Source organism: Pseudotabrizicola formosa, from assembly GCF_002900965.1.
GTDB classification, from domain to species: Bacteria; Pseudomonadota; Alphaproteobacteria; order Rhodobacterales; family Rhodobacteraceae; genus Pseudotabrizicola; species Pseudotabrizicola formosa.
On sequence record NZ_PJOM01000004.1, the window covers coordinates 64,523 to 90,279 of the forward strand.

The window sequence follows — 25,757 nt, forward strand, 5'->3', positions numbered from 1 at the left end:
GTCGTCGCCCGGCGCTGCAAATCACTCTGCCGCTGCCAAAGGTGGGGCCGGGCGGGGCGAGGCAAGTGCGTCCAGCCGATCCCGCAGCAGGCGTTGTTCGGCATCCAGCACCGCGATCCGTTCCGCCAGAACCTCGGCCGGCGGGGCCTCGGGGTCGGCTTCCTTGGGCCCGACAAAGCGGCCGAAGACTTTGGCCAGCAGACGGCTCAGGTCATCCATGATCAGGTAAAACGCCGGAACCACCACCAGTGACAGGACGGTTGACACGATGATGCCGCCGATCACCGCCGTGGCCATCGGCGCGCGGAAAGACCCGCCTTCGCCCACGCCCAATGCCGACGGCAGCATGCCGGCAGACATGGCGATGGACGTCATGACGATGGGTCGTGCCCGTTTGTGCCCAGCCTCCATCACGGCGGCAAACCGCTCCATGCCTTGCGCGCGCATTTCGATGGCGAAGTCGATCAGCAGGATGGCGTTCTTGGTGACAATGCCCATCAGCATCAGAATGCCAATCAAGACCGGCATCGACACGGCAGAGCTGGTCAGGATCAGCGCGCCGGCCACGCCGCCGATGGCAAGCGGTAGCGAGAACAGAATGGTGAAGGGCTGGATCACCGATTTGAACAGCAGGATGAGAACGGTCAGCACCAGCATCAGGCCCAGCAACATGGCATTGCCGAAACTGGCCACCATTTCATTCTGCACTTCGGCGTCACCCGCTTCTTGCACCCGAACACCGGGGGGCAGATCGACGGTTGCGACCAGTTCGTTGAAACGCGCGGTCGCTGATCCCAGCGCCACGCCGACAGGAAGATTGGCCCCGATGGTGGCACGACGTTCTCGGTTGAAGCGGTTCACCGTTGACGGACCTTCGGCGATCTCTACATCGGCCACGGCAGCAAGCGGCACCACGCCGCCTGTGCCGGTGGTCAGTTTCAGTGCCGAAATACGGGCCAGATCTTCGCGTGCCGAATTGTTCAACCGCACGCGGACCGGCACCAACCGGTTGTCAATCGACAGCTTGGCCAAGGCCGCATCCACATCGCCAATGGTCGCCACCCGCACGACTTCGGCAATCTGCGCGGTGGTGATGCCCAGACGGGCGGCTTCATCCATACGCGGTGTGATCTGGATTTCCGGCCGGGGCAATGCGCCTTCGGTGGCGACATTTGCCAGCAAAGGATCGCCGGACAAGGCGGCTTCCAGACGGCTGACGGCCAGGGTCAGGTCCGCCTCGTTCGAAGACAGGATCGAAAACGATATATCACGCTGGCCGCGGTCGTTCAGCTTGAAGGCACGCATATCGGGCACCGATGCCAGACGCCGGAACACCTCTTCCTCGATCACGTTCTGCGGGACGGTGCGACCGGTGTTTTCGACCTCGGGCACCAGACCGCCGATCACCGGAATAGACCTGCCGATCTGCGACAGTTTCAGCAGCAGGGAATGATCCAGCCGGGTCAGCAGAATGGTGACAGAGGCGCGCCGGACATCCAGATCACCCGTGGGTGACGATCCGCCAAGAATGAAAACATTGTCGATCCAACCTACATCCGCAATGGCCGTATGGATTGCCGCGGTCGTGACCTCGGTTTCTGCCAGTGTGGTGCCCGGTGGCAGTTCGACTGAAACGGCGATCCGGCTGACATCTTCGGGCGGCAGGAAAGAGCCGGGGATCTGGATCATGTAATAGACCGAGACCGCCAGAACCCCGATGGCCGACATCAATGTGACATAGCGAAACCGCAACGAGGTCCGGATCAGCCGCAGATAGCCAGTCATGATCCAGCCATCACTGTGGCTTTCCTCATGCCCGTCCTTGTCGCGCATCAGGTAAGCGGCCATCATCGGGGTGATCAGCCGCGCCACGATCAGCGAGAACAGCACGGCAATCGCCACCGTCATCCCGAACTGCCGGAAATACTGGCCGGGAATGCCGGGCATGAAAGACACCGGCACAAAAACCGCAACGATAGTGAAGGTGGTGGCGATCACCGCCAGACCGATTTCATCCGCCGCCTCGATTGCGGCGCGAAACGGGGTTTTGCCCATGCGGATGTGGCGCGCGATGTTCTCGATCTCGACAATGGCATCATCGACAAGGATGCCGGTGGCCAAAGTCAGCGCCAGAAATGACACTAGGTTGAGCGAAAAGCCCAGCAGGTCCATGATGAAAAAGGTCGGCACAGCAGAGAGCGGCAGGGCCACGGCGGCAATGAGGGTGGCGCGCCAGTTCTTCAGGAAAGCAAGCACCACCAGAACCGCCAGAATCGCCCCCTCGATCAGGGTATGCAGCGCGGCCTCATAGTTGCCATAGGTGTAGAACACGGTTTCATCGACCAGTTCGATACCAACATCCGGATGCGCGGCGCGGATCACGTCCAGCTGCGCATTCACGGTTTCCGCCACTGACACTTCAGACGCGCCGCTGGCGCGGTAAACGGCAAAGCTGACGACACGCTCGCCGTTCAGGCTGGAAAAGCTGCGCAGCTCTTCATAACTGTCGATCACCTCACCCAGGTCGCTCAACCGCACCTTGCGGCCCGATGGCAGGGCAATGGTGGTTTCCGCCAGACGCTCCACCGTTGCGGCATCGCCCAGCGTGCGGATCGCCTGCTCGCCAGACCCGAGTTCGGACCGGCCAGAGCCAAGGTTGGCATTGGTGGCCCGCAGTTGCTGATTCACCGCCGCCGCGCTGATGCCGAAACTGTCCAGCCGTACCGGATCAAGCTCTACCCTGATTTCACGGTCTGCCCCGCCAAAGCGTGACACCCGGCCAATGCCCGGGCGACCCTGAAGGCCGCGGGTAATGGTGTCATCGACAAACCAGGATACTTCTTCCAGCGTCATGTCGGGGGCCGTGACGGCAAAGGTCATGATTGCCTGACCTTCCACGTCGATCTTGCTGACAATCGGGGCCTCGATCGTTGCCGGCAAGTCACCACGGATCTGGTCGATCGCATCCTTGGTGTCCTGCACCGCCTCTTCGGTCGGCACCTCCATCCGGTATTCGACCACGGTGGTCGAAACCCCGTCATTGACGGTGGAGGTGACATTCTTCACCCCGTTGATGCCGGCAACCGCATCTTCGATTTCCTTGGTGACCTGGCTTTCCATCTCGGCCGGGGCGGCCCCGGGCTGCACCACGGTGATCCCCACCAACGGCACATCGATGTTGGGAAAGCGGGTGATCGGCAAGGTGTTGAAGCTGTTCCAGCCCAGCACCATCAACATGAAGAAGGCCAGGATCGGCGCAATGGGGTTCTTGATGGACCAGGAGGAAAAGTTCATGGCACGCCCCCGTCAGTTCGTAGCCGGAACTGGATTGATCCGGTCGCCATCGCGGACAAAGGCCCCGGCCTTGGTTACCACCACATCGCCATCACTCAGGCCGGACAGGATTTCGACCCAGCCGCCATCACGGATGCCGGTCTGCACCGCCACTTGCTGCACCGTTTCACCGGTAACCTTCATCACGGTCGCCCCATCGGGGCCTGATCCGACGGCTGTCACCGGAACCGCGATGCCATCATGCTCGGCCACCAGAATTTCGGCCTCGACATACATGCCGGCCCGCACACCGGTTTCGTCTTCCACTGCAATGCGCGCACGGCCAAGCCGGGATTGCGCGCCGATGGTCGGCTCTACAAGGCGCAACGTGCCTTTCAGCGGGGCGGTGGCCCCGACCAACCGCAGATTTGCGCTCTGACCGGGCGCAAGCCGCATCACATCGGCCTCGGCCACATCGGCGAGCACCTCCAGCGCGTTGTCGCGGATGATGGTGAACATCGGCTCGCCTGCCGCTGAGGCGATAGAGCCGACGCGGGCATTGCGCGCGGTGATTTCCCCGGAAACGGGGGCCTTTACCTCTGTCCGGCCAAGCTGCAGGTCGATATTGGCCATTTGCGCTTCGACCAGCGCAATCTGCGCCCGGGCCGCCTCCAGCGATTGCACGGCCACGGTCACCCGCGCGGTGGCAGAAATGGCGTTGGATTGGGCGGTATCGGCGGCAGCCTGTGACGCAGTGCCCTGCTGGCGCAGCGCCGCGGTACGCTCGTTCACCCGCTGCGCCTCATCCGCCGTGCTGCGGGCCTCCAGCATCTGGGCCTCGGCTTGCGCCACGGTGGCGCGGGCCGAGGCAAGCGAAGCATTGAGCTGGCTTTTCTGCAGCTCCAGCGTGGTTTTCGACAGCACGGCCAGCACCTGCCCGGCCTCTACCACATCACCCACATCAACCAAGAGCGCCTCGATCGGCTGGCCTTCGATCAAGGGTGCCACCTGCACATTTTCAATCGCCGAAACCAGCCCGGATGCGATCACCCGGTCGCGCAACACCCGGCTGGTGACGGGCGATACTGTGATGGCGGGGGCAACCTGTGCCGATGCGGCGGATTCCGTGGCGGTGGCGGCTGCTTCGGCCAGCGCAATCGAGCCGGGCAAAAGGGAAAAACAGAACACAAAACCATAAAACAACGGGCGCATCAGGTCAGCCTTTCGCGGCAGCTAAGGTGGCAATGTCATCAAGAGTGCGGTTGATGTTACGCAACACCAACCGCGTCAGATCAGCCGTGGTCGGGTTTTCGGGCGGCTGCATCGCGCAGGCCTTGACCATCATCACCAACAGATGGGCATGGGCAGTCCAGCGGGATTGCGCCTCGGCGACAGGCACCTTGGCGGTATGGGCGAAAATGCCGATCAGATGCGCGACGATGCCTGTCTCCATCCGATAGGCGATCTCGGCGATGTCCGGTTTGCGCAGGGACGCCGCGGTGATTTCGGCCCAGATCTGGCCGTCGCCCTGACACTCCGCCTCGGTTATCTTGCGTTCTATTGTGTCACGCAGCGCCTGCAACGGGTCGGCGTTGACCAGAATGGCGGCAAAATCCTGCGCCATCTCTTCCATGTCAGAGGCGATCAGCGCCTCGACAATCGCCGCCTTGGACGGAAAATAGCGGTAGAAATTTCCCACGCTCATCCCGGCCTTGCGCGCAATGTCCTGCATTGATGCGCCGTCAAAGCCCTTTTCCGCAAAGGCGCGGCGGGCGCTTTCAAGAATTTCGGCCGAACGCAGATCGGCAAGCGGGGTATCGGGGGAAAGGCTCATGTGATGCCAAAGAATGAACGTTCATTCATCAGTGGCGAGATTTCCAGAAACGTCAAGTGCCACGACCCCGGATCTGGAAAATCGGCCCGCTTTCAGGCCGTGTCTGAGGGCTGGCTGCGCGCTTTGTCAGACATCCTTCACCAGACGCAGCGCATCATAGATCGCGGCATGGGTGTTGCGCGACGCCACCGCATCCCCGATTCGGTACAGGACAAAGCCTGTAGGCCCATCCCCCATGGGCTGGGGGTCACCCGCAATCAATGCGTCGTAATCCACTGCGCCAAGGTTCTGCGACTGCGGCTTCAGATCAAAGTACAGATCGGCAAGCGGCTGGGTTCCGTGGTTGACCACGATCTGGTCAAACAGCCGCTCCTTGGTCACATCCATATAATCCGACCCGATCACGGCGCGCAGCTGGTTACCGTCCCGCTGTACCCCGCGCAGACGGTAGGTGACGGTAAAGGTTACGGGCTTGTCCTGCAGCGCCCGCATATAGGGCACAAGGTTCATGCCCATCACCTCGGGTGCAAAGCTGCGGTCAGGGGTCATCACCTCGACCGTGGCCCCGGCCTCGGCCAGGCGTTGCGCGGCCTGCAACGCCGTATGATCGCCCGCATCATCATACAGCAGCACGTTGGTGCCGGGCTTCACATCGCCGGACAGAATATCCCAGGCGCTGACGGTCAGCTCGTTGCCAAAGCCAAGCACCGCCGGTTCCGGCATGCCGCCCGTGGCGATGATCACGACATCGGGCGACAGCGCCAGCACATCTGCCGCTTCGGCATAGGTGTTGAACTGGAAGGACACCCCGCGCGCGGCGCATTGCGCCATGCGCCAGTCGATGATGCCGATCATCTCGGCCCGGCGTTTGGTTTGCGCTGTCAGGCGGATCTGACCGCCCGGCTGATCCGCCGCTTCCAGCACCGTCACGCGGTGACCGCGTTCTGATGCCACCCGCGCCGCCTCCAGCCCAGCAGGACCTGCGCCGACGATCACCACATGCTTTGCCAACGTCGCAGGCGCAATCTCATGCGGCATCGTCTCTTCGCGCCCGGTTGCCGGGTTGTGGATGCACAGCGCCATGCCGCCCTGATAGATCCGGTCAAGGCAATAGGTGGCACCCACGCAAGGCCGGATATCCTGTTCCCGCCCCTCGACAATCTTGCGCACGATATGCGGGTCGGCCATGTGGGCCCGCGTCATGCCGACCATATCCAACTGCCCGGATTGCACCGCATAGCGGGCAGTCGCCACATCGGGGATGCGCGCGGCGTGAAAGGTCGGCAGGCCCACCTCGGCCCGCACCCGGCCGGCGAAATCCAGATGCGGGGCAGATTTCATTCCTTGAATCGGGATCACATCTGTCATCGCGGGGTCGGTGTGAATGCGCCCCTTGATGATGTTCAGAAAGTCCACGAGGCCAGACTCGCGGAACATCTTTCCGATGGCGATGCCCTCCTCGGCGTCAATCCCGCCCTTCTCCGCCTCATCCGCCGTAAAGCGCACGCCCAGCAGAAAATTCTCCCCCACCCGCTTGCGACAGGCGGCCAGCACGTCCATCGCGAACCGCGCCCGGTTTTCAAGGCTTCCCCCATAGGGGGCGGCAAGCGCATTGGTGAAGGGCGACATGAACTGATCCATCAGGTGGCCGTAGCATTCGAATTCCACCCCATCGAGACCCGCCGCCTGCATCCGCTCTGCCGCATCGGCGTAATCGGTGATGATGCGCTCGATGTCCCAATCTTCCGCCACCTTGGGGAAGGCCCGATGCGCCGGTTCACGCGATGGCCCTGCCGCCACCACCGGCAGCCAGTCACCCTTGTCCCAGCGGGTGCGGCGGCCAAGATGCGTCAACTGGATCATCACCGCCGCCCCGGCCTCGTGGCAATCATCGGTCAGCCGCTTCAGCCACGGCACCACCTCGTCCTTGTAGGCGAGGATATTGTTGAACACCGGCGGGCTGTCCTTTGACACTGCGGCCGATCCGGCCGTCATGGTCAACGCCACGCCGGCACGCGCCCGTTCCAGATGATACAGCCGGTAGCGGTCTTTGGGCATGCCATCTTCGGGATAGGCGGGCTCATGGCTGGTGGTCATGATCCGGTTGCGCAGGGTCAGATGTTTCAGCTGATAGGGTTGCAGCAGCGGATCATTCGACATCGGGCACCTTCGTTGTTTTCCGGCAGCCTAGGTTTGCAGCGGCCTGCGCGCATAACCGAAAGCGACCGCTGAATGTCTGTTCCAGCCGCCTGAGCGGCGTTGACAGCGCGGGCCGGGCAATCGCACTCTGCCTCATGACCGACACGGGGGAAGACATGCGCAGCTATGCGCGGCCACAGACACTCGACGAAGCCATCGGCCTGCTGGCGCAGGGACAGCACCGCATTCTGGCGGGCGGCACCGATCTTTACCCAAGTGCCGGGATGCAGCTTGACGGCGACGTGCTGGACCTGACCGCCATTCCCGCACTTTCTGGCGTTACGCATGGGGCCGGGTTGCGCATCGGGGCCTGCACCACATGGACCGCGATTGCCGAGGCCGATCTGCCCCCCGCGCTGCGCTGTCTGCAACAGGCGGCCCGGCAGGTGGGTGGGCGGCAGGTGCAGAATGCGGGCACCATCGGCGGCAACCTGTGCAATGCCTCCCCCGCCGCAGATGGCGTGCCGCCGCTGCTGGCGCTGGATGCGGTGGTAGAGCTTTCGGGTCCGGGCGGGACACGACAGGTGCCCCTGACCCATTTCCTGACCGGTCCCCGACAGACCCTGCGCGCCACGGATGAGGTGCTGACTGCGGTAATCCTCCCCGATGCGGCGCTGTACGGGCAATCCAGCTTTGAGAAGCTGGGCGCGCGGGCCTATCTGGTGATCTCTATCGCCATGGTCGCGGCACGGATTCAGGTCACAAACGGTCAGATCACCAAGGCCGCGATTGCGGTGGGCGCCTGCTCTGGCGTGGCGCAACGCCTGCCCGCGGCAGAGGCGGCGCTGACAGGCGCACCCGTCGCCGAAGCCGCCGCCAGAGTGCGCGCCGCAGATGTGGCAACCGCTTTGTCACCCATCGATGATGTGCGGGCCAGCGCAAGCTATCGGATCGTCGCCGCAACCGAACTGGTGCGCCGTGCCGTCACCGGGGCCTTGGCATGATCGCCTTCACCTTGAACGGCAAGCCGGTCACGACCAAGGCCGCCCCCACCGCGCGCCTGACCGAGGTGTTGCGCGATCACCTGGGGGCCATGGGCACCAAGGTGGGCTGTGACGCCGGTGATTGCGGGGCCTGTACGGTCCTTCTGAACGGCGCACAGGTTTGTGCCTGTATGGTGCCTACGGCGCGGGTCGCGGGCGCCATCGTCGAAACGATAGAATCGGACGCCGAAGATCTGGAAAATCTGCGCAATGCCTTCCTGCGCCACGGGGCGGCGCAATGCGGCATCTGTACGCCGGGGATGCTGATGGCAGCGGTCGATCTGCGCCGCCGCGTGCCCGCACCGACCGAGGCACAGGTGCAGGATGCTTTGGGCGGCGTGCTCTGCCGCTGCACCGGCTATCGCAAGATCATTACGGCGATCTGCGATACCGCTGTGTCAGACCCTGTTTGTACCGAAGGCGTCGGCGCATCCGTCCCCCGGCTGGACGGGCAAGCCAAGGTGCGCGGCGACAGTTTCGGCGCGGATGACTGGCCGCAAGGCGCGCTGACCGTGGTCGCCTTGCGATCCCCGCACCCCCATGCCGCGTTTCGCTTCGGCGATCTGTCGGGCTTTGCCCGCAGCCCCGGCGTGGCAGCCATTTTCACTGCCGCCGACATTCCCGGACGCAACGCCTTTGGCGTGATCCCCGCCTTCGCCGACCAGCCTGCCATCGCCCCAAGCCCGGCACGGTTTCGCGGGGAATGTGTGGCGCTGATGGCCTTTGAGGCCGGAACAGAGCCTGATCTGACGGGCTTTCCGGTGGAGTGGGTGCCTCTGCCGGCGCTGACCACCCCTGCCGAAGCCGAGGCACAGGGCGCGCCGCAGGTCCACCCCGACCGCGCGGCAAACCGCCTGATCGAAGGCCGCGTTATCCGGGGCGATGCAAAGACGGCACTGGCGCAATCGGCGCATATCGTCACCGGCACCATGCAGACCGGCTATGTCGAGCACGCCTATATCGAACCCGAGGCCGGGGCCGCATGGATGGAGGGCGACACCCTGACCATCCGCGCCTGCACCCAGGCCCCGGTGATGGACCGCGACGAAACGGCCCTGGTCCTGGGCCTGCCGCCAGACCGGGTACGGATCATCCCTTCGGCCGTGGGCGGCGGGTTCGGGTCGAAATTGGATGTCAGCCTGCAACCGCTCCTCGGGCTGGTCACGCTGAAAACCGGGCGGCCCTGTCGCATGGTCTATTCCCGTCGCGACAGCATGACATCAACCACCAAGCGCCATCCGGCAGAGATGCAGGGCAGCATCGGCTGTGATGCCAGCGGTCGGCTGACTGGGATGGTCTTCGAAGGGCGATTCAACACCGGGGCCTATGCCAGTTGGGGGCCGACCGTGGCCAACCGGGTGCCGGTGCATGTGAGCGGTCCTTATCTGACGCCCAACGTCCACGCCCGGGCCCGCGCCATCCACACCCATGGCCCGGTCTCCGGTGCCTTCCGCGGCTTTGGCGTGCCGCAGGCGGCGCTGTGGCAGGAAACCCTGTTTGACCAACTGGCGGCAAAGGCCGGGCTGGACCGGCTGGAGTTCCGCATCCTGAACGCCCTGCGTGACGGAGATGCCACGGCGACCGGACAGGTGATGCAGGCCGCAGGAATAGGGCCTTGCCTGACAGCCCTTCGCCCACATTGGAAAAGAGCCATGTCAGAGACTGTTCCGGGCCGGGGGGTCGGTGTCGCCGCATGCTGGTACGGCTGCGGCAATACCGCGCTCCCCAACCCGTCTACCATCCGCATTGGCCTCTCCGCCCAGGGCCGCGTGATGCTGCATCAGGGGGCAACCGATATCGGCCAGGGATCAAATACCGTGATCGCCCAGATCGCGGCGCAGGCGCTCGGCCTGCCGCTCGCGCAGTTCACGCTGATCGGCCCCGATACCGCCCTGAGCCCCGACGCGGGCAAAACCTCAGCCAGCCGGCAGACCTTTGTCTCGGGCCGCGCCGCCAAAGCCGCTGCAGAGGCGCTGCGCCGTCAGATCCTGCGGCTGGGAAATGCATCAGACGGCGCGACGCTGGCGCTCACTGGCGCGACTTTGACCCTCACCGAAGGCCGCACCCGCCGCCAGATTGATCTCTCCACCCTCCCCCGCGACCACCACGGCTATGCCCTCACGGCAGAGGAAAGCTATGACCCACCAACCTCGGCGCTGGATGAAAACGGGCAAGGCGTGCCTTATGCGCTCTATGGCTACGGCGCGCAGATGGTGGAACTGGAGGTGGACCCTGCCCTCGGCACCCTGCGCCTGCTGAAGATCACCGCTGCCCATGACGTGGGCCGCGCCATCAACCCCCAGCTTGCCACCGGCCAGATCGAGGGCGGCATTGCGCAGGGAATCGGCCTCGCGCTGATGGAAGAATACCTGCCCGGCCGCACCGAAAACCTGCACGATTATCTGATCCCCACCATCGGCGACGTGCCCCCGATCGAAAGCCTGCTGACCGAGGTGCCAGATCCCGAAGGCCCCTATGGTGCCAAAGGGCTCGGTGAACATGTGCTGATCCCCACCGCCCCCGCCATCCTGAACGCCATCCGCCACGCCACCGGGGCCACCCTGACCCAAGTGCCGGTCCTGCCGCATCGCCTGCTGGCCGCCCTCAGATGACTCCTCCTCTTAGTCATTATCTGTTCATAAATATCCCGGGGGTCCGGGGGCTGGCCCCCGGTCCGACTTCAGCCACAAGGGCCACCGCATGACTGCTCCAGCCGAAAAGATCCGCTGCGATGCCTGTCCGGTGATGTGCTACATCGCCCCCGGCCAGAGCGGGGCCTGTGACCGCTATGCCAATGTTGACGGGCGTATCTTGCGCACCGATCCGGTGGTCCTTTTGTCCCGCACCGTTGCGGCAGGTGGGCATGTCGTGCCCTTTGCCACCCGTGACTGGGACGGTGATCCCTTCCCTGCCGATGCCTTTGTCACCGGCATCGGGTCGGGCACCACCTACCCCGACTATAAGCCCGCACCCTTTGTCATTGCGTCCACTGTTGACGGGGCCGATATGGTTACGGTGGTCACCGAGGCGATCTTTTCCTATTGCGGCGTCAAGGTGAAAATCGACACCGACCGGCATCTGGGCGCAGAAGGTGCGATTGTCCGGGCCGGGGGTGAACCGGTTGGTCATGTCACCACCACGGAATACGGCAGCCAGATGCTCGCCTTGGGCGGCGTGCATCACCTGACCGGCGGCAGCAAGCCCGAAGGCCGGGTCACCTGCGCCACCCTGCTCTCGCTGTGCAATGCGGCACCTGTCGATCTGACCATCGATGGCGGTTCTGCCATCACGGTGCAGGCGGGACAGCCACCGATCGTTGATGGCCGGGCCGAGCGGCGGATGCGGGTAGGCTGCGGGTCAGCCACCATCGGCATGTTTGCCAGCCAATGGGTCGGGCTGGTGGATGAGGTGGTGGTCGTCGATGACCACATCACCGGCGTGGTCAGCGAACATCAGGCCGGCAAGGTGCTGGGCTGGCAGCCCACCGGCATCCGGATCAAGGGCCACCGCTCGACGCCGGGCCGCTATTTCCGGGTGTCGGAACCGGGCTTAGGCTGGGGCGGCACGCAATTGACAGATCCGCTGACCATTCTGGGCCCCTGGGAGGCGCGCAAGGGCGCAAGGCCCGGGCTGACCCTTCTGATGGTGTCCACAACCGGCGAGGAATTTGCCTATTACGTGCTGGATGAGGCTCTGACACCGCAAAAACAGCCGCTCCCCGAGGCGCTGCAGGCCACCGTCAGGCTGATTGACGAGAATTGCGAGCCATCGCTGTGCACGGTGCTGTTCATGGGCGGCGCGGGCGGCTCTCTTCGTGCCGGGGTGACCCGGAACCCGGTGCGATTGACCCGGTCGGTGCAAGCCGGGCAGACGCGGCTGACCAGTGGCGGGGCTGACTGCTATGTCTGGCCGGGCGGCGGCATCACCTTCATGGTCGATGTGACTCGCCTGCCTGCGGGTGCCTTTGGCTATGTGCCCACGCCCGCGCTGGTGGCACCGCTGGAATTTACCCTGCCACGCGCGGAGTATCTGGCAATGGGCGGTCATGAAACGGCGATCCGTACCCTCGAGGCCACCCGGGCGGAGGGTGGCGAATATCAGACGCACGCCCGGCTGATGCAACCGCCAAGGCCGCTGCCATGACCGGCGCGGTGGTGGCGCGCCTTCCAGACGGGCGCATGCATCTGCAGCACGGGCCGATCGACATCATCGCACAGGCCTGGGGCGATGCAGCGGCTGTCGCCGAGGGCGAGAGGCTGGCGGCCACAAGATTCGGCTCTGTGCTGGCGGAACTGGCCGCCGAACTGCCGGTGTTGCGCCGCGAGGCGGGGCAGCCGACTGGCAGCATCGGGCAGAAGATGGCACAGGCCACCGCGGCCTTTGCCCCCCGCTTCATCACGCCGATGGCAGCGGTGGCGGGCGCTGTGGCAGATGCTGTGCTGTCCGCATTGGCCATTCCTGGCGTGACGCGGGCCTATGTCAACAACGGCGGAGACATAGCGCTGCATCTGATCCCGGGTGAGAGTCTGACCTGTGCCATTGCCACGCAGCCCGGCTGGCCTGACCGCCTTACCTTGCGCGCCGAAGATGCGGTGCGCGGCATTGCCACCTCGGGCTGGCGGGGACGAAGCTGGTCACTGGGGATTGCCGATTCCGTGACCGTGCTGGGACGGACGGCGGCCATGGCCGATGCGGCGGCCACCATGATCGCCAATGCGGTGGACCTGCCCGGCCACCCAGGCATCTGCCGTCGCCCGGCGGTGGACTTGCAAGCCGACAGCGATCTGGGCACGCGGCCTGTCACCGTGGCTGTGGCGCGGCTGTCGGCAGCCGAGGTTGCCGCGGCGCTTGCCGCTGGCAGTGCCGCGGCAGAGTCGTTCCGCAGGCGCGGCCTTATTGAAGCGGCCGCACTTTTCCTGCAGTCTGAAACGCGGGTCATTGGCCCGGTTGCGTTGAAGGAGCCTGCCCTTGTCTGACTTTGCCATCCGCAAGATCACCTTGCAGATTGAGGAAATCCTGCATGAATCGGGGCCGATTGCCGACCCGCCGCCGCTGCGTGGCGCGGTCTATGCCATTTGTGCCAACCCTTTCGCCGGGCGGTTTGAAGAAAACCTGATGCCTGCGATGGAGGCATTGAAACCGCTGGCACTGAACCTGACCGATCGTCTGGTCGCCGCCATGGGCGGGCGCGATGGCATCGACGCCTATGGCAAAGGGGCCATCGTGGGCGAGGCCGGGGAAAGCGAGCACGGCGCGATCTGGCATGTGGCGGGCGGTTACGGCATGCGCGAACGGCTGGGCGAGTGCCGGGCGATTGTGCCCTCGGCGATGAAGGTGGGCGGCCTGGGGGCCACGCTGGATATACCGCTGGGCCATCTGAACGCCGCCTATGTTCGGTCGCGCTTTGATGTGATCACCGTGGCCTGCGAGGATGGCCCGCGCGCAGGCGAGGTGCTGTTTGCGCTGGCCATGGGGCGCGGCGGTCGGGTGCACAGCCGGATGGGCGGGCTGGAAATCGATCAGGTCAAGGGCGAGGACGGGTTGAGATGAGGGGGCTTGCAGGGGCCCTCACGCTCCTGCCCGGCGCGGCCTTTGCCTGCGCCTTGCCACCTTCGGTGATCCTGACCCTGCCGACCGGGCATTACATCGCCGGAGCGGCGGTGACAGTGGCTCTGACCGCGTTGATGGGCGCGATGGCACAGCGCCTCCCACGCCTGCAGGCAGTGCCGGTGCTGGAACGGCGGGTATGGGTGCCGGTGTCGGTATCCTCCTACCTGTCGTTCCTGTGTTTTCTGGGACTGGTCCTGGTTGGCCTGTTCGGCGCGCGTGATCCGATGCACAACCTGATGACGCTGGTGTTCTGGACCGGGATCTGGATCGCGGTGCCGTTGGGGTCGATGCTGCTGGGCAATCTGTGGCGCGCCATCAACCCCTGGACCGCGCCTGTGCGCATTGCCCGCACATTGCTCGGGCGCAGCGGCAACATTGGCCTGTCGCGGCTCGGGCATTGGCCTGCAGTGATATTCTACATGGGCTTTGTCTGGTTTCAGCTCGTGTCGATGTCCCCCGATGATCCCTATGTGCTGGCCCTTACCGCGCTGATTTACTGGCTGGTGATCTTTGCCTTCGCGGTGGCCGAGGGAGAAGACTGGCTGCAACAGGGCGAGTTTCTGACCGTGCTGATGGGCTATCTGGCCAAGGTGGCGCCCTTCTGGCTGGAGCTTGATGGCACGCGTGTCCGGCTGATGCGCGGCTGGCCCGGAACGCAGGTGCTGCGGATGGCTCCGCTTTCAGTTTCTGCTATGGCCTTCATCACGCTGGCGCTGTCCGCATTGACCTTTGACGGGTTGATGGAAACCTTCTGGTGGCATGCGGTGATCGGGGAAAACCCGCTGGAGCCAAGCGGGCGATCTGCAGTGATGGGGGTCAATACGTTGGGTCTGCTGGCGGTCTGGGCGATCACCATTGCCGCGCTTTGGGCAGTGATCCGGCTGGGGCGGGTGATTGGCGGCGCGCGCTTTGCCACCGGGCCGGTGATGCTGTCGTTTCTCGCCATCGCGGCGGGCTATCATGCCGCGCATTATCTGGTGACCCTGCTGACCGCGGGCCAGTACACGCTGGCCGCGCTGAACGACCCGTGGTTTCGCGGTGACGCTTATCTGGGCCTGCCGCCGTTTTATGTGTCATTCGGCTTTCTGACCGATCAGACCATCATGCCGCTGATCTATGCCGCACAATTTGCCGCCATTCTGGGCGCGCATCTGCTGGCGGTGCTGCTGTCGCTGCGTCTGGTGGGCGAGATGCGGGCAATGGCGCATCTGCCGATGACCGTGCTGATGGTCGGCTATACCGTGCTGGGGCTGTGGCTGCTGTCCACCGCGCGGACGGGGTGAAAAAATCGTGGACAAATGCGGCGTCCCGGCAAAAGGTTGAACCCAGAGGCGCCCGCAGAGGTGCCCCGCAACAGTGGAGATGTTTGAGATGACGCAGAAACTTTTCGGAGTGACCCCGTCGCGGCGTGCCGTGTTGCAGGGCGCGGGGGCCGGGCTGCTGACCGCTGGCTTTGCCGCTCCGGTCTGGGCACAGGCCGCGCCTGTCAAGCTGGGGTTCCAGCTGCACCGCACCGGCATCGGTGCCGCCTATGGCCGCTGGTACGAACGCACGGCACAGGCCGCGCTGAAGGTGGTGAACGACGCGGGCGGCATCAATGGCCGCCCGGTCGAGATTGTGTTCGAGGATGACGGCACCGACCCCAAGCGCGGGGCCGAGGTGGTGGAAAAGCTTGTCAGCCAGCACAATTGCGACCTGATCTTTGGGCCGCTGTTTTCGCATGTGGTCATCGGCTCCGCCCCGCGCGCGGGCGAGCTGAAAGTGCCCTATCTGGTCTGCTCCGAAGGCTTTCATGTCGCGGGCGGCATGCTGAACCGCTGGACGATGCAGCCCGGCATCACCGATGTCCGCGCGCAGGTGTCATCCATGGCGCCATGGGTTCTGGCCAACCTTGGCAAGAAGGTCACCATGGTGTTCCCCGACTATGCCTTTGGCCACGATCACCGCGATTTCTTTACAGCCGCGGTGGAAGCCGGGGGCGGCGAGGTCGTGGCGCAGATCGCCGTGCCGCCGACCGAGACCAGCTTTACCCGGTATCTGCCGCAGATCCCGCAGGAGACCGAGGTTCTGTATCACGTGATGGTGGGCCCCGCGGTACTGACCTTTGTGAAAGAGCTGGGCGAGTTTTATGGCACCGGGGCCAAGCCGCAGATCTTTGGCTTCATCGACTCGCTGGAAGCGGTGGATATCGCCTCGCCGGGTCTGGAATTTCTGGAAGGCACCCATTTCTGGGAAGGCCATTGCCGGGGGCAGCAGGCCGATGCGTCAGAGCATGAAATCGCCTATCGCGCCGCCGTCGGGGTCGATGCAAACGGCGCGTCAGTGTCGGATGCCAAGGACGTGTCGACCTATGCCCATATGTTTTCGGTTTGGGAGACGCTGCATATCATCAAGGCCGGGATGGAAAGTGCCGGATACCAAGGCACCGCAGACCGGCAGAAATTTGTCGAGGCGGTGGAGGCGATGACCGAAATGCCGGAAAGCCTTGCCCATGTGCAGGGGGCGAAGGTGTTCAACGGCAAGACCCATCAGGTGTTCGGGCATCAGTTCATCAGCAAGGTCGAAGGCGGCAAGCTGGTCAAGGTGCATACCACCAGCATCGAAGACAGCATCTACCCCGATGCCGTTGACTACACGACCCAGAGCTTCTGAGTGCGGTCCTTGCATGCCCTGCCAAGGTTGAATGCGCGCGCGCCCTTCGCCAAAGAGGGCGCGCCAGAGTGAGCTTTGGTCCGTTCCTGCTTCTGGCCCTGCTCGAAGGCACGGTTATGGCGGCGGTGCTGGCGCTGACGGCGGTCGGCCTGTCGCTGGTGTTCGGCGTAATGCGTGTGGTCAACGTGGCGCATGGCGAGTTTTACATGCTGGGCGCGGTTCTGGCATGGTTTGTGACCTATTACCTGCCGTTTCCGCCCGCGATTGCCTGGCTGGCGGCCCTGATCATTGCGCCCTTGATCGTGGCAGTGATTGCGGCGCTGACGGATACGCTGATTCTGAAACGCCTGAACTATGATCCCGAGGCCACGATCGTGGCCACCATCGGCCTGCTCTACATGCTGCAACAGGCGGCGCTCACGTTTTACGGCCCTGACGCGCGGCCCGTGGTCGCCCCGTTTGAATGGCGCATCCAGCTGCCGTGGTTCGGCTATTCCGGCTACAAGCTGTTTGTCGTGCTGACGGCCGTGGTCATTCTGGCCGCGGTCTGGCTGTTCATGACCCGCAGCAAGGCCGGGCTGGTGATGCGCGCAACGCAGGTTGACCGTGAGACGGCGCAAGCCTTCGGCATCAACGTTGACAGGGTCTATGCAGGCACCTTTGCCCTTGGCGGCGCACTGGCGGCGGCGGCGGCGGTGCTGATCGTGCCAATCCAGCAGGCCCATTACCTGATGGGGCATGACCCCCTCTTGCTGTCCTTCATCGTTGTCATCATCGGCGGGCTGGGGTCGATCCGGGGGACGCTGGTGGCCGCGCTTGTCATTGGCCTGTCGGATGGGATCATCAGCATGTTCTTTTCTCCGACGCTGGCCAAGATCATCGCCACGCTGCTGGTGGCGCTGGTGCTGGTGTTCCGCCCGCAGGGCCTGTTCGGGGCAAAGGCATGACAGACGGAGCAAAGATCTGGACGCTTCACCTGCTGGTTCTGGCAGCTGTGTTTGTGGCGCAATTCCTGCTGCCCCCTTATCACGCCACCAATCTGGCGCGGATCATGGTGCTGGCGGTGTTTGCGATGGGCTACAACATCGCCTTTGGCTACACCGGGCTGTTGTCGCTCGGCCACGCGCTGTTTTTTGCGGCAGGCATGTATGGCATGGGCCTGCCTGTCTGGCATCTGGGCTGGCTGTCATTGCCTGCATTGATTGCAGGGCTGGTGGCCGGCGGGGCACTGGCGGGGGTGGTCGGCCTTCTGGCGCTGCGCACGGCAGGGGTCAGCTTCATGATCGTAACGCTGATGTTTGCGCAGGCCGGGTATCTGACGCTGCTGTATCTGAACACATGGACAGGCGGAGATGAGGGGTTTGTCGTCTTGTCAGAGGCGCGCGTGCTGTTCGGCTTTGATCTGGCCACGGATACGGCGCGTTTTATCACCGCATTCACCCTGTTTGCAGCGGGCCTGCTGGCCTGCCTTTTGCTGGTGCGGTCGCCCTTTGGCCGGGTGATGGTGGCGATGCGGGAAAATGAGGAGCGCAGCCGGATGCTGGGGTATGACCCGTTCCGGATCAAGCTGCTGGCGCTGGCGGTGTCGGGTCTCTATGCCGGGTTGGCCGGGGCGGCTTATGGGATGCTGTTCGGCTATGTGGGCGCATCCTTTGCCACCATCCAGTATTCCATCTTGCCGATGCTCTATGTGCTTCTGGGCGGAGCGGGCACGGTGCTGGGGCCATTTCTGGGTGCTCTGTTGATGTTCTACCTGATCGACATCACCAGCAATTACACCGACGCCTATCTGTTCGTGGTCGGGGCGGCCTTGGTCGGGCTGGTGCTGTTCGCGCCCAAGGGCATTTTGGGCACATTGCGCGAAAGGGTCTGGCGATGGTTGCCGTGATCGAGGCACGCGGCCTGACCCGGCACTTCGGCGGGCTGCGCGCGGTGGATGGGGTGGATTTCAGGCTCGAACAAGGCGAGATTCATGGTTTGATCGGGCCGAACGGCGCTGGCAAGACCACTTTTGTCAGCCTGCTGTCCGGGCGGATTCCGGTGCAGTCCGGCGTGATCACCCTGAACGGTGAAGACATCACCCACCTGCCCGCGCATCTGCGGGTGCGCAAGGGCGTGGCCTACACGTTTCAGATCACCTCGGTTTATCCGCGCCTGACGGTGTTCGACAATGTGGCTCTGGCCGCACAAGGCCGCGGCGCCGGGGATGTGGCAGCCGAAGTGGCACAGGCCTTGTCCCGCGTCGGGATGACCGGGTTGGATCAGTCCATGGCCGGAACGCTGTCTTATGGGCATCAGCGGTTGCTGGAGGTGGCGATGGGTCTGGCGCTGCGCCCGCTGGTGCTCATTCTGGATGAACCGACGCAGGGCCTGGCTTCGGGTGAGATTGATGGATTCAAGGCGCTGATCCGGTCTTTGGTGCCGCAGACCACCATCCTGCTGATCGAGCATAACATGGATGTGGTGATGGATCTGGCCGACCGGATCACCGTGCTGAACTTCGGGCAAGTGCTGGCCGTCGGCACCCCGGATCAGATCCGCGCCAACCGCGCGGTGCAGGATGCCTATCTCGGGGGCGATCATGCTGCGGGTTGAGGGCATCACCGCTGGGTATGGTCCCGTCACCATTCTGCGCGATCTGTCCTTTGCGGCGCAGGCCGGGCAGGTCACTTGCATCATGGGGCGCAATGGCGCGGGAAAATCGACCCTGTTGAAGGCAATCATGGGGCAGGTTCCGGTTCAGACGGGGCAGATCACACTGAATGGCGCGCCAGTGCACCGCTTGCCCGCTCATAAAGTGCCCGGCGAAGGGATTGCCTATGTGCCACAGGGCCGGCGGCTGTTCGGGCCGCTGACCGTGGCCGAAAATATCGAGGTCGGGTTGCTGACCCGGCGCAAGGGGCCGCAGACCCGGGAGTTCGTGCTCGACCTGTTCCCGCGCCTGCGCGAACGGCTGGATCAGGTCGCCAGCACCCTTTCGGGAGGGGAGCAGCAGATGCTGGCGATTGCGCGCGCGCTGTGCCTGGAGCCGTCGGTGTTGCTGCTGGATGAACCCAGCGAAGGTTTGCAGCCGTCGATGATTGCGCTGATCCGCGATACGGTGTTGCGGTTGCGCGATACCGGGCTGGCCACGGTGCTGGTGGAACAGCGGGTGGATACCGTGCTGCGCATGGCGGACCAGGTGGCCTTCATGGCGCATGGCAGGGTGGAGGCGCAGGTAGTACGGGCCGATTTGTCAGCCGACTCGACGCTGTTTCAGCAGTTTGTGGGGGTATGATGGCCGGTCTGGTCGCAGGCATCGACGTGGGTGGCACCTTCACCGATCTGGTGATCGTCGATCCTGGCACAGGTGCGGTCCGGCTGGCCAAGGTGCCCACCACCCTGCCCAATCAGGCCCCCGGCGTTTTGAACGCGCTGGTTGAGGCCGGGGCGGAGCTGGCCGATATAGATCTGATCGTGCATGGCACCACCACCACCACCAATGCCGTGCTGGAACGCACTCTGGCAAAGACCGGACTGATCACCACATTGGGCTTTCGCGATGTGCTGGAACTGGGGCGGCGCACCCGGCCCCATGCCTACGGGATGCATGGGCAATTTGTGCCGATCATACCGCGCGATCTGCGATTTGAGGTGCCGGAGCGGATGGATGCGCGTGGGTCAATCCTGACGCCACTTGATGAGGGCGCTGTACGAAAAGCGGCTCTGCGCTTGCGCGATATGGGTTGCGAAAGCGTGGTGATCCATTTTCTGCACGCCTATGCCAATCCCTCACATGAGAGGCGCGCGGCGCAGATCGTGGCAGGGATCTGGCCGAACACGTTCATCACCATGGGCCATGCCCTGCTGTCGGAAAGCCGCGAATACGAACGCGGGGTGACGGCGGCGGTGAATGCCAGCGTGCAGCCGCTGCTGGAACGCTATGTCAGTCGGCTGGCCGATCAGCTGGCCGCACAGGGCTATGCGCATGAGCTGCTGGTGATGAACGGCAATGGTGGCATGGTTTCGGCCCGGTCCGTGTCGAAAGAGGCCGTGAAAACGGTGATGTCCGGCCCCGCTTCGGGCGTCATGGCGGCGCTGGCCACCGGGCGCCGCGCCGGAATGACAAACCTGCTGACCTATGACATGGGCGGCACCTCAACCGACGTCGCCATGATCAAGGGCGGACGCGCCCCGGTTTCAAATGAGATCGAGGTGGAATATGCCATGCCGATCCATGTGCCGATGGTCGATGTGCGCACGGTGGGAGCGGGCGGCGGATCGATCGCGCGGCTGGATGCTGCCGGGATGCTGCGCGTCGGGCCGGAAAGTGCCGGGTCCAGCCCCGGGCCGGTGTGCTATGGCCGGGGCGGCACACGGGTGACGATTTCCGACGCCAACCTGCTGCTGGGCCGCCTGCCCGCCGCGCGGTTCGGGCAAGCGGCAGAGGCGGCACGGGCGGCGATGGCGGATCAGATCGCCACGCCTTTGGGTCTGTCGGTTGAGGAAGCTGCCGAGGCGGTGGTGCGGATTGCCAATATCCATATGGCAGGCGCAATCCGCATGGTGTCGATCTCGATGGGGGCCGATCCGCGCGACTTTGCGCTGTTTGCCTTTGGCGGGGCCGGGCCGCTGCATGCGGTGGCCCTGGCGCGCGAACTCGCGGTGCCAAAGGTGCTGATCCCGGCACGGCCCGGCATCACCAACGCGCTTGGCTGTGTTGTTGCCGATCTACGGCAGGATTTCGTGCGCACCCTGAACCGACCGCTCGACACGGTGGATATAGACATGGTGCAGGCGATCTTTGCCGGGCAAGAGGCCGAAGGGCGGCGACTGGTTGGGGTCGAGAAGATCCGCCTTGCCTCGGTGCGCACCGAGTTTTCGGTTGATATGCAATTTGTCGGGCAGACGCATCTGCTGCGCGTGGCCTTGCCGGATGGCGCGCCGACACGGGACGATCTGCAACGCCTGTTCGAAGCCGCCTATCATCAACGGTTTCGCGTCACCCTGCCCACGATAAGGGCCAATCTGGTGAACCTGAACGTATCGGTCATCGGCGCGCGGCCAGAGATGGACCTGTCGGCCCTGATCGACCGGGCCGGTCGCAAGGCCGAGGCGGTGCCGCAGGCCTCGCGCCCGGTGTGGTTCGGCGGCTGGGTCGACACCCCGGTGTATTGGCGCGATCACTTGCCATTGGATCTGGACCTTTCGGGTCCGGCGATCATCGAACAGATGGACACAACGATTGTGATCGACCCCGGCTGTACCGTCACGTCCGACCCTGATGGCAATCTGGTCGTGCAGGTGCCCCATGCTTGACCCCGTCACCTTGGCTGTCATTCAGGCCGGGCTCCAGCAGGTCTGCGACGAGATGGACCTGACCTTCAGCCGCGCCGCCTTTTCGCCGGTGATCGCAGAAGCTGACGACAGGTCGGACGGGATTTACAGTGCGACAGATGGCAGCCTGATCGCCCAAGGGTCAAAGGGGTTGCCGGTATTTGTCGGCGTGATGCAGTTTTCGACCCGCACAATTCTGGACCGCATCCGCACCGGCCTGACCGCGGCGCCCGAACCGGGTGACATCTATATGGTGAACGACCCCTATCTGGGCGGCACCCATCTGATGGATGTGCGCTTTGCCATGCCGGTCTGGCGTGACGGGCAGATCTATTGCTGGCTGTCCAACACCGGGCATTGGCCCGATACCGGCGGTATGGTCCCCGGCGGATTCAGCGCCAGTGCAATCAGCGCCGAGCAGGAGGGGCTGCGGATTCCCCCGGTGAAACTGTTTAAAAAGGGCGTGCTAGACACGGAAATCTGGCAGATCATCTGTTCCAACATCCGGGTTTCCGATCAGCGGATCGGCGATGTGCAGGCGCAGGCAAGTGCCCTGCTGATCGGGGCAGAGCGTCTGGCGGTGCTGCTGGACCGCTATGGCGATGCCACGGTGTCGGAGGCCATTGCCGAAATGCGCAGCCGTGCCGCCCAGCAGATGCGGGCGATGATCGGGCTGATTGCCGATGGCGCATACAGCGCAACGGCGATCGTCGATTCTGATGGGGTGGTCAATGAACCTCTGAGCATTGCCGTCACCGTGACAAAGACCGCAGATCAGCTGACCTTCGATTTCTCGCAAAGCGCGCCGCCCTGCCTGGGGCCGATGAATTCGGTACGCGCCACAACCTTGTCTTCGGTCTATCTGGCGATGCGGCATATCTTCCCCGATGTGCCGATCAGTGCCGGAGCGTTCGAGCCGCTGGTGGTGACGGGGATCGAAGGCACCTTCCTTGATGCCCAATACCCGCGCCCGGTGTCGGGCTGCGCGGCAGAGGTCAGCCAGCGGATTGCCGAGGCCGTCTTTGCCGCCTTGGTACAGGCCATACCCGACCGGGTGACGGCGGCTCCTGCCGGAACCAGCGGCAATTTCGGGCTGGGCGGGCATGACCCTGACTCTGGGCAAGACTATGTGATGTATCAGATTTCTGGCGGCGGATATGGTGGCAACTCCGATCACGACGGGCTGTCCAACGGCTGCTCGACCATTGGCATCTCGAAAGCCCCACCGGTGGAGATCATGGAGCAGAAGTTTCCCGTGCTCTACCGCCATTACGCCCTGCACGAAGGCAGCGGCGGGGCGGGCACCCATCGCGGCGGCTTTGGTCTGGATTACGAGATAGAACTGTTGCGCGGGCAGGCGCGCGCCAGTTTCGTGATGGACCACGGCCGCTCGGGGCCATTGGGCGCGCAGGGCGGGCAGGACGGTGGCGTCAATCGGGTAGAGGTGACGCGCGGGACCGAGGTGCTGGTGCCGCCACATCTGTCAAAAGCGCAGGATATCGTGCTGACGCCCGGCGATCGGGTGCGAGTCCGCACCCCCGGCGGTGGCGGCTTTGGCGACCCGTTGCGGCGTGACCCGGCCTTGGTGGCGGAAGATGTCAGGCTGGGGCGCTACACGGCGGCTCAGGCCCGTGCATTGTGGAATTGGCAAGGTTAGAGCCGCCTTTGGCCTCCCTGCCAGACCGCTTGGAGCTGAAACGCCTCTGACAGATGAACGATGTCGGCGCGGGTGCCCGGGGTCAGTTGACCAAGATCCTCCCGCCCGATCACCTGTGCAGGACAGCGCGTGGCCATGGACAGCGCCCGCTCGGGCGACAGGCCAACCCTGTTAACCATGTTTGCAATCGCCTGCGGCAGGGTCAGGTCCGCCCCGGCCAGTGTTCCATCCTGCAAGGTCAGCCGCCCATTCCGGCGCAAGATGCTGCGGCCGCCAAGCGTGGCCTGTTCCTGGTCGGTGCCGGCAACCGCCATGCAGTCTGACACCAGAAACAGCCCGGTCTGCCGGACAGTCGCAGCAATGCGCAAGGCCGCCGGGGCCACATGGATGGTATCGGCAATCACACCTGCCGCGATGTCATGGGTCAGCACCGCGCCAACAAGGCCGGGCTCACGGTGGCCAAGCCCGCTCATCGCATTGAACAGATGCGTTGCGCAGCACGCGCCTGCGGCAATGGCGGCCTCTGCCTGGTCAAAACTGCACTCTGTGTGCCCCAGACTGACAATCACCCCCGCAGCGGCCAGTTCGGCGATCTGATCGGGGCGTACCGCAGACGGGGCCAGCGTGACCATCAGCGCGGGCAATCGGCTGGCGGCGTCAGTCAGCACCGCAAGATCTTCATCCGTCATGGACCGGATCAGCGCCGCGTCATGTGCACCCTTGCGGCGTGGGTCCAGATGCGGCCCCTCCAGATGCAGGCCAAGAAAACCGGGGGTAGACAGGCTGGCAACCCCAGCCGCGATGACCCGCGCGGTCGCCTGCGGTGTGGCGGTGATCAGCGTGGGCAACAGCCCGGTGGTCCCCAGCCTTGCGTGGGTTTCGCAGATGACCCGCAGCGTCTCGACATCGGTCTGGTCATCAACCATCCGCCCACCGCCGCCATTCACTTGCAGATCGATCAGGCCGGGTGCCAGAATGCCGCCGGCCAGCGAAACCACCGTGGTGCCTTTGGGCACGCAACTGGACACTCCGGTCACCCATGGCCCGTCGGTCAGCAGCACCGCATCGCGGTGCAGCACCGTGCCATCGAACACCGCAGCCCCGACGAAAGCGGTCGGCATCAGACGGTTTCCGTCACCTTGCGCAGATGGGGCGGTGTGTCGGGGTCAAACCCCCGACGCCGTGCCAGGGCCTCGACAAAGCTGTAGAACGCTGCGCCAAGAACCAGGGGCGCGACCAGCGGATGCAGGTCGGGCACCCAGGGCAGTTCGGTGGCTCCCTGCGCTGCTGCGCCGGTCAGGAACACATCGGCGCCCTGACCGGCCAGACGTTCTGCCGTTGTCACGACATGGGGCAAAGCCGCATCGCCGACGCCAAGCGCGAGCACCGGAAACTGGGCCTGAACAATCGCGGCAGGACCATGCAGCACCTCGGCTGTCGAATAGGCTTCGGCATGCAGACCGCAGGTTTCCTTCAGTTTCAGGGCACATTCATTGGCGATGGCAAAGGCAGGGCCCCGCCCCAGCACATAGACCGATTGCGCCCGTGACAGGCGGGCTGCCAGGGGCGACCAGTCAAGGTGCAATGCCTGTTCCAAAGACACGGGAAGCCTGTCCAGCGCCGCCAGCAGGGCAGCATCCTGCTGCCACTCGGCCAGAAGCGCCAGGCCCGCCACAACCGAGGTTACAAAGGTCTTGGTGGCGGCCACGCTGTGTTCGACCCCGGCCTGCAGGGCAAGACAATGGCTGGCCGCCACGCCCATCGGGCTGGTCGCGTGATTGGTGATCGCAACCGACAAAGCGCCACCGGTCCGGGCAGCCTGCATCAGTTCGATGATGTCAGGGCTTTGGCCTGATTGCGAAATGCCGATGCAGACCGCGCCCTTCAGCCGCAGGGGGCGACCGTAGACCGAGGCAACCGAAGGCCCGACCGAGGCAACCGGAATGCCCGCCAACAACTCGACCGCATATTTCAGATAGGTCGCGGCATGATCGGAAGACCCCCGAGCCACCGTGATCAACAGGCCCGGGTCCAGCCGCCGCAACGCCGCGGCAGCCTCGCGGACGGCCGGCCCGGTCTGATCAAGAAACCGTGCAGCAGCCAAAGGAATTTCAGCCACTTCCTGTGCCATCTTGGTCTGGGTCATCCTGGGTCCTTTCCATCGCCGTCTGAGCCCCGCACCATGCGCCAAGCCACAGCGCGCAGCAACCCTGTCAGGCAAGCGCGTTTAGAC

Annotated in this window: 19 protein-coding genes; 13 read left to right on the forward strand and 6 right to left on the reverse strand. The window is 64.3% G+C overall.

The genetic code is table 11. The features are described from left to right. Positions 1-21 precede the first annotated feature (21 nt). The 4 genes from CXR43_RS14260 to CXR43_RS14275 all read right to left on the reverse strand — a co-directional run bounded on the left by CXR43_RS14260 (position 22) and on the right by CXR43_RS14275 (position 7,267). Entirely contained in the window at positions 22-3,294 is a 3,273-nt protein-coding gene (locus CXR43_RS14260; RefSeq protein WP_103334902.1) for an efflux RND transporter permease subunit, read from the reverse strand. A 12-nt stretch (positions 3,295-3,306) separates the two neighbouring features. After that, positions 3,307-4,485, reverse strand: coding sequence for an efflux RND transporter periplasmic adaptor subunit (locus CXR43_RS14265; RefSeq protein WP_103334905.1), 1,179 nt, complete (start codon positions 4,483-4,485; stop codon positions 3,307-3,309). Between the two features lie 4 nt (positions 4,486-4,489). Further along, the gene (locus tag CXR43_RS14270; protein ID WP_103334907.1) at positions 4,490-5,107 is read right to left on the reverse strand and encodes a TetR/AcrR family transcriptional regulator; all 618 of its coding nucleotides are present in this window, start codon (positions 5,105-5,107) and stop codon (positions 4,490-4,492) included. 126 nt (positions 5,108-5,233) lie between these two features. Further along, positions 5,234-7,267: an NADH:flavin oxidoreductase gene (locus CXR43_RS14275; protein WP_103334909.1), complete on the reverse strand. Its 2,034-nt coding sequence runs from the start codon at positions 7,265-7,267 to the stop codon at positions 5,234-5,236. A gap of 134 nt (positions 7,268-7,401) precedes the next feature. Here CXR43_RS14275 and CXR43_RS14280 point away from each other — a divergent pair, with 134 nt between their 5' ends. The 13 genes from CXR43_RS14280 to CXR43_RS14340 all read left to right on the forward strand — a co-directional run bounded on the left by CXR43_RS14280 (position 7,402) and on the right by CXR43_RS14340 (position 23,524). Beyond that, complete coding sequence (locus CXR43_RS14280; RefSeq protein ID WP_246831402.1) at positions 7,402-8,250, forward strand: FAD binding domain-containing protein; 849 nt, start codon at positions 7,402-7,404, stop codon at positions 8,248-8,250. Then, entirely contained in the window at positions 8,247-10,901 is a 2,655-nt protein-coding gene (locus tag CXR43_RS14285) for a molybdopterin-dependent oxidoreductase (protein ID WP_103334912.1), read from the forward strand. Before CXR43_RS14280 ends, CXR43_RS14285 begins: the two co-directional genes overlap by 4 nt. An 88-nt stretch (positions 10,902-10,989) precedes the next feature. Continuing rightward, positions 10,990-12,432 carry a 6-hydroxynicotinate reductase gene (locus tag CXR43_RS14290; RefSeq protein ID WP_103334915.1) on the forward strand — a complete coding sequence of 481 codons (1,443 nt, stop codon included), beginning with the start codon at positions 10,990-10,992 and terminating at the stop codon, positions 12,430-12,432. Continuing rightward, complete coding sequence (locus CXR43_RS14295; RefSeq protein WP_103334917.1) at positions 12,429-13,265, forward strand: hypothetical protein; 837 nt, start codon at positions 12,429-12,431, stop codon at positions 13,263-13,265. The genes CXR43_RS14290 and CXR43_RS14295 overlap by 4 nt, the downstream gene beginning before the upstream one ends. After that, a complete protein-coding gene (locus CXR43_RS14300) occupies positions 13,258-13,839 on the forward strand; it encodes an amino acid synthesis family protein (protein ID WP_103334920.1) in 582 nt (193 codons plus the stop codon). Before CXR43_RS14295 ends, CXR43_RS14300 begins: the two co-directional genes overlap by 8 nt. Beyond that, on the forward strand, positions 13,836-15,182 hold the full coding sequence (locus CXR43_RS14305) for a hypothetical protein (protein ID WP_103334922.1): 1,347 nt from the start codon (positions 13,836-13,838) through the stop codon (positions 15,180-15,182). The genes CXR43_RS14300 and CXR43_RS14305 overlap by 4 nt, the downstream gene beginning before the upstream one ends. Positions 15,183-15,270: 88 nt before the next feature. Then, positions 15,271-16,551 carry an ABC transporter substrate-binding protein gene (locus CXR43_RS14310; RefSeq protein ID WP_103335362.1) on the forward strand — a complete coding sequence of 427 codons (1,281 nt, stop codon included), beginning with the start codon at positions 15,271-15,273 and terminating at the stop codon, positions 16,549-16,551. 68 nt (positions 16,552-16,619) lie between these two features. Next, entirely contained in the window at positions 16,620-17,498 is an 879-nt protein-coding gene (locus tag CXR43_RS14315; RefSeq protein ID WP_103334925.1) for a branched-chain amino acid ABC transporter permease, read from the forward strand. Then, positions 17,495-18,439 carry a branched-chain amino acid ABC transporter permease gene (locus tag CXR43_RS14320; RefSeq protein WP_103334928.1) on the forward strand — a complete coding sequence of 315 codons (945 nt, stop codon included), beginning with the start codon at positions 17,495-17,497 and terminating at the stop codon, positions 18,437-18,439. Before CXR43_RS14315 ends, CXR43_RS14320 begins: the two co-directional genes overlap by 4 nt. Then, positions 18,427-19,146, forward strand: coding sequence for an ABC transporter ATP-binding protein (locus CXR43_RS14325; protein ID WP_103334930.1), 720 nt, complete (start codon positions 18,427-18,429; stop codon positions 19,144-19,146). The genes CXR43_RS14320 and CXR43_RS14325 overlap by 13 nt, the downstream gene beginning before the upstream one ends. Further along, entirely contained in the window at positions 19,133-19,828 is a 696-nt protein-coding gene (locus CXR43_RS14330; protein WP_103334933.1) for an ABC transporter ATP-binding protein, read from the forward strand. Before CXR43_RS14325 ends, CXR43_RS14330 begins: the two co-directional genes overlap by 14 nt. Beyond that, positions 19,828-21,849, forward strand: a complete 2,022-nt coding sequence (locus CXR43_RS14335; protein WP_354001016.1) for a hydantoinase/oxoprolinase family protein — start codon at positions 19,828-19,830, stop codon at positions 21,847-21,849. Before CXR43_RS14330 ends, CXR43_RS14335 begins: the two co-directional genes overlap by 1 nt. After that, entirely contained in the window at positions 21,842-23,524 is a 1,683-nt protein-coding gene (locus tag CXR43_RS14340) for a hydantoinase B/oxoprolinase family protein (RefSeq protein WP_103334938.1), read from the forward strand. Before CXR43_RS14335 ends, CXR43_RS14340 begins: the two co-directional genes overlap by 8 nt. Here CXR43_RS14340 and nagA read toward each other — a convergent pair. Together nagA and CXR43_RS14350 are read right to left on the reverse strand one after the other, a co-directional pair. After that, positions 23,521-24,645 (reverse strand): N-acetylglucosamine-6-phosphate deacetylase, encoded by a 1,125-nt coding sequence (gene nagA / locus CXR43_RS14345; RefSeq protein ID WP_103334940.1) that lies wholly within the window; start codon positions 24,643-24,645, stop codon positions 23,521-23,523. The genes CXR43_RS14340 and nagA overlap by 4 nt on opposite strands. Further along, entirely contained in the window at positions 24,645-25,670 is a 1,026-nt protein-coding gene (locus tag CXR43_RS14350; protein WP_103334943.1) for an SIS domain-containing protein, read from the reverse strand. Before CXR43_RS14350 ends, nagA begins: the two co-directional genes overlap by 1 nt. Positions 25,671-25,757 lie beyond the last annotated feature (87 nt).

What these genes read in the sequence shown, in the direction of transcription:
- CXR43_RS14270 (WP_103334907.1), bottom strand. Translation starts at nt 5,107, where the DNA reads ATGAGCCTTTCCCCCGATACCCCGCTTGCCGATCTGCGTTCGGCCGAA.
- CXR43_RS14325 (WP_103334930.1), top strand. Translation starts at nt 18,427, where the DNA reads ATGGTTGCCGTGATCGAGGCACGCGGCCTGACCCGGCACTTCGGCGGG.
- CXR43_RS14290 (WP_103334915.1), top strand. Translation starts at nt 10,990, where the DNA reads ATGACTGCTCCAGCCGAAAAGATCCGCTGCGATGCCTGTCCGGTGATG.
- CXR43_RS14295 (WP_103334917.1), top strand. Translation starts at nt 12,429, where the DNA reads ATGACCGGCGCGGTGGTGGCGCGCCTTCCAGACGGGCGCATGCATCTG.
- CXR43_RS14350 (WP_103334943.1), bottom strand. Translation starts at nt 25,670, where the DNA reads ATGACCCAGACCAAGATGGCACAGGAAGTGGCTGAAATTCCTTTGGCT.
- CXR43_RS14310 (WP_103335362.1), top strand. Translation starts at nt 15,271, where the DNA reads ATGACGCAGAAACTTTTCGGAGTGACCCCGTCGCGGCGTGCCGTGTTG.
- CXR43_RS14275 (WP_103334909.1), bottom strand. Translation starts at nt 7,267, where the DNA reads ATGTCGAATGATCCGCTGCTGCAACCCTATCAGCTGAAACATCTGACC.
- CXR43_RS14280 (WP_246831402.1), top strand. Translation starts at nt 7,402, where the DNA reads ATGACCGACACGGGGGAAGACATGCGCAGCTATGCGCGGCCACAGACA.
- CXR43_RS14335 (WP_354001016.1), top strand. Translation starts at nt 19,828, where the DNA reads ATGGCCGGTCTGGTCGCAGGCATCGACGTGGGTGGCACCTTCACCGAT.
- CXR43_RS14340 (WP_103334938.1), top strand. Translation starts at nt 21,842, where the DNA reads ATGCTTGACCCCGTCACCTTGGCTGTCATTCAGGCCGGGCTCCAGCAG.
- CXR43_RS14265 (WP_103334905.1), bottom strand. Translation starts at nt 4,485, where the DNA reads ATGCGCCCGTTGTTTTATGGTTTTGTGTTCTGTTTTTCCCTTTTGCCC.
- CXR43_RS14330 (WP_103334933.1), top strand. Translation starts at nt 19,133, where the DNA reads ATGCTGCGGGTTGAGGGCATCACCGCTGGGTATGGTCCCGTCACCATT.
- CXR43_RS14320 (WP_103334928.1), top strand. Translation starts at nt 17,495, where the DNA reads ATGACAGACGGAGCAAAGATCTGGACGCTTCACCTGCTGGTTCTGGCA.
- CXR43_RS14305 (WP_103334922.1), top strand. Translation starts at nt 13,836, where the DNA reads ATGAGGGGGCTTGCAGGGGCCCTCACGCTCCTGCCCGGCGCGGCCTTT.
- CXR43_RS14285 (WP_103334912.1), top strand. Translation starts at nt 8,247, where the DNA reads ATGATCGCCTTCACCTTGAACGGCAAGCCGGTCACGACCAAGGCCGCC.
- nagA (WP_103334940.1), bottom strand. Translation starts at nt 24,645, where the DNA reads ATGCCGACCGCTTTCGTCGGGGCTGCGGTGTTCGATGGCACGGTGCTG.
- CXR43_RS14260 (WP_103334902.1), bottom strand. Translation starts at nt 3,294, where the DNA reads ATGAACTTTTCCTCCTGGTCCATCAAGAACCCCATTGCGCCGATCCTG.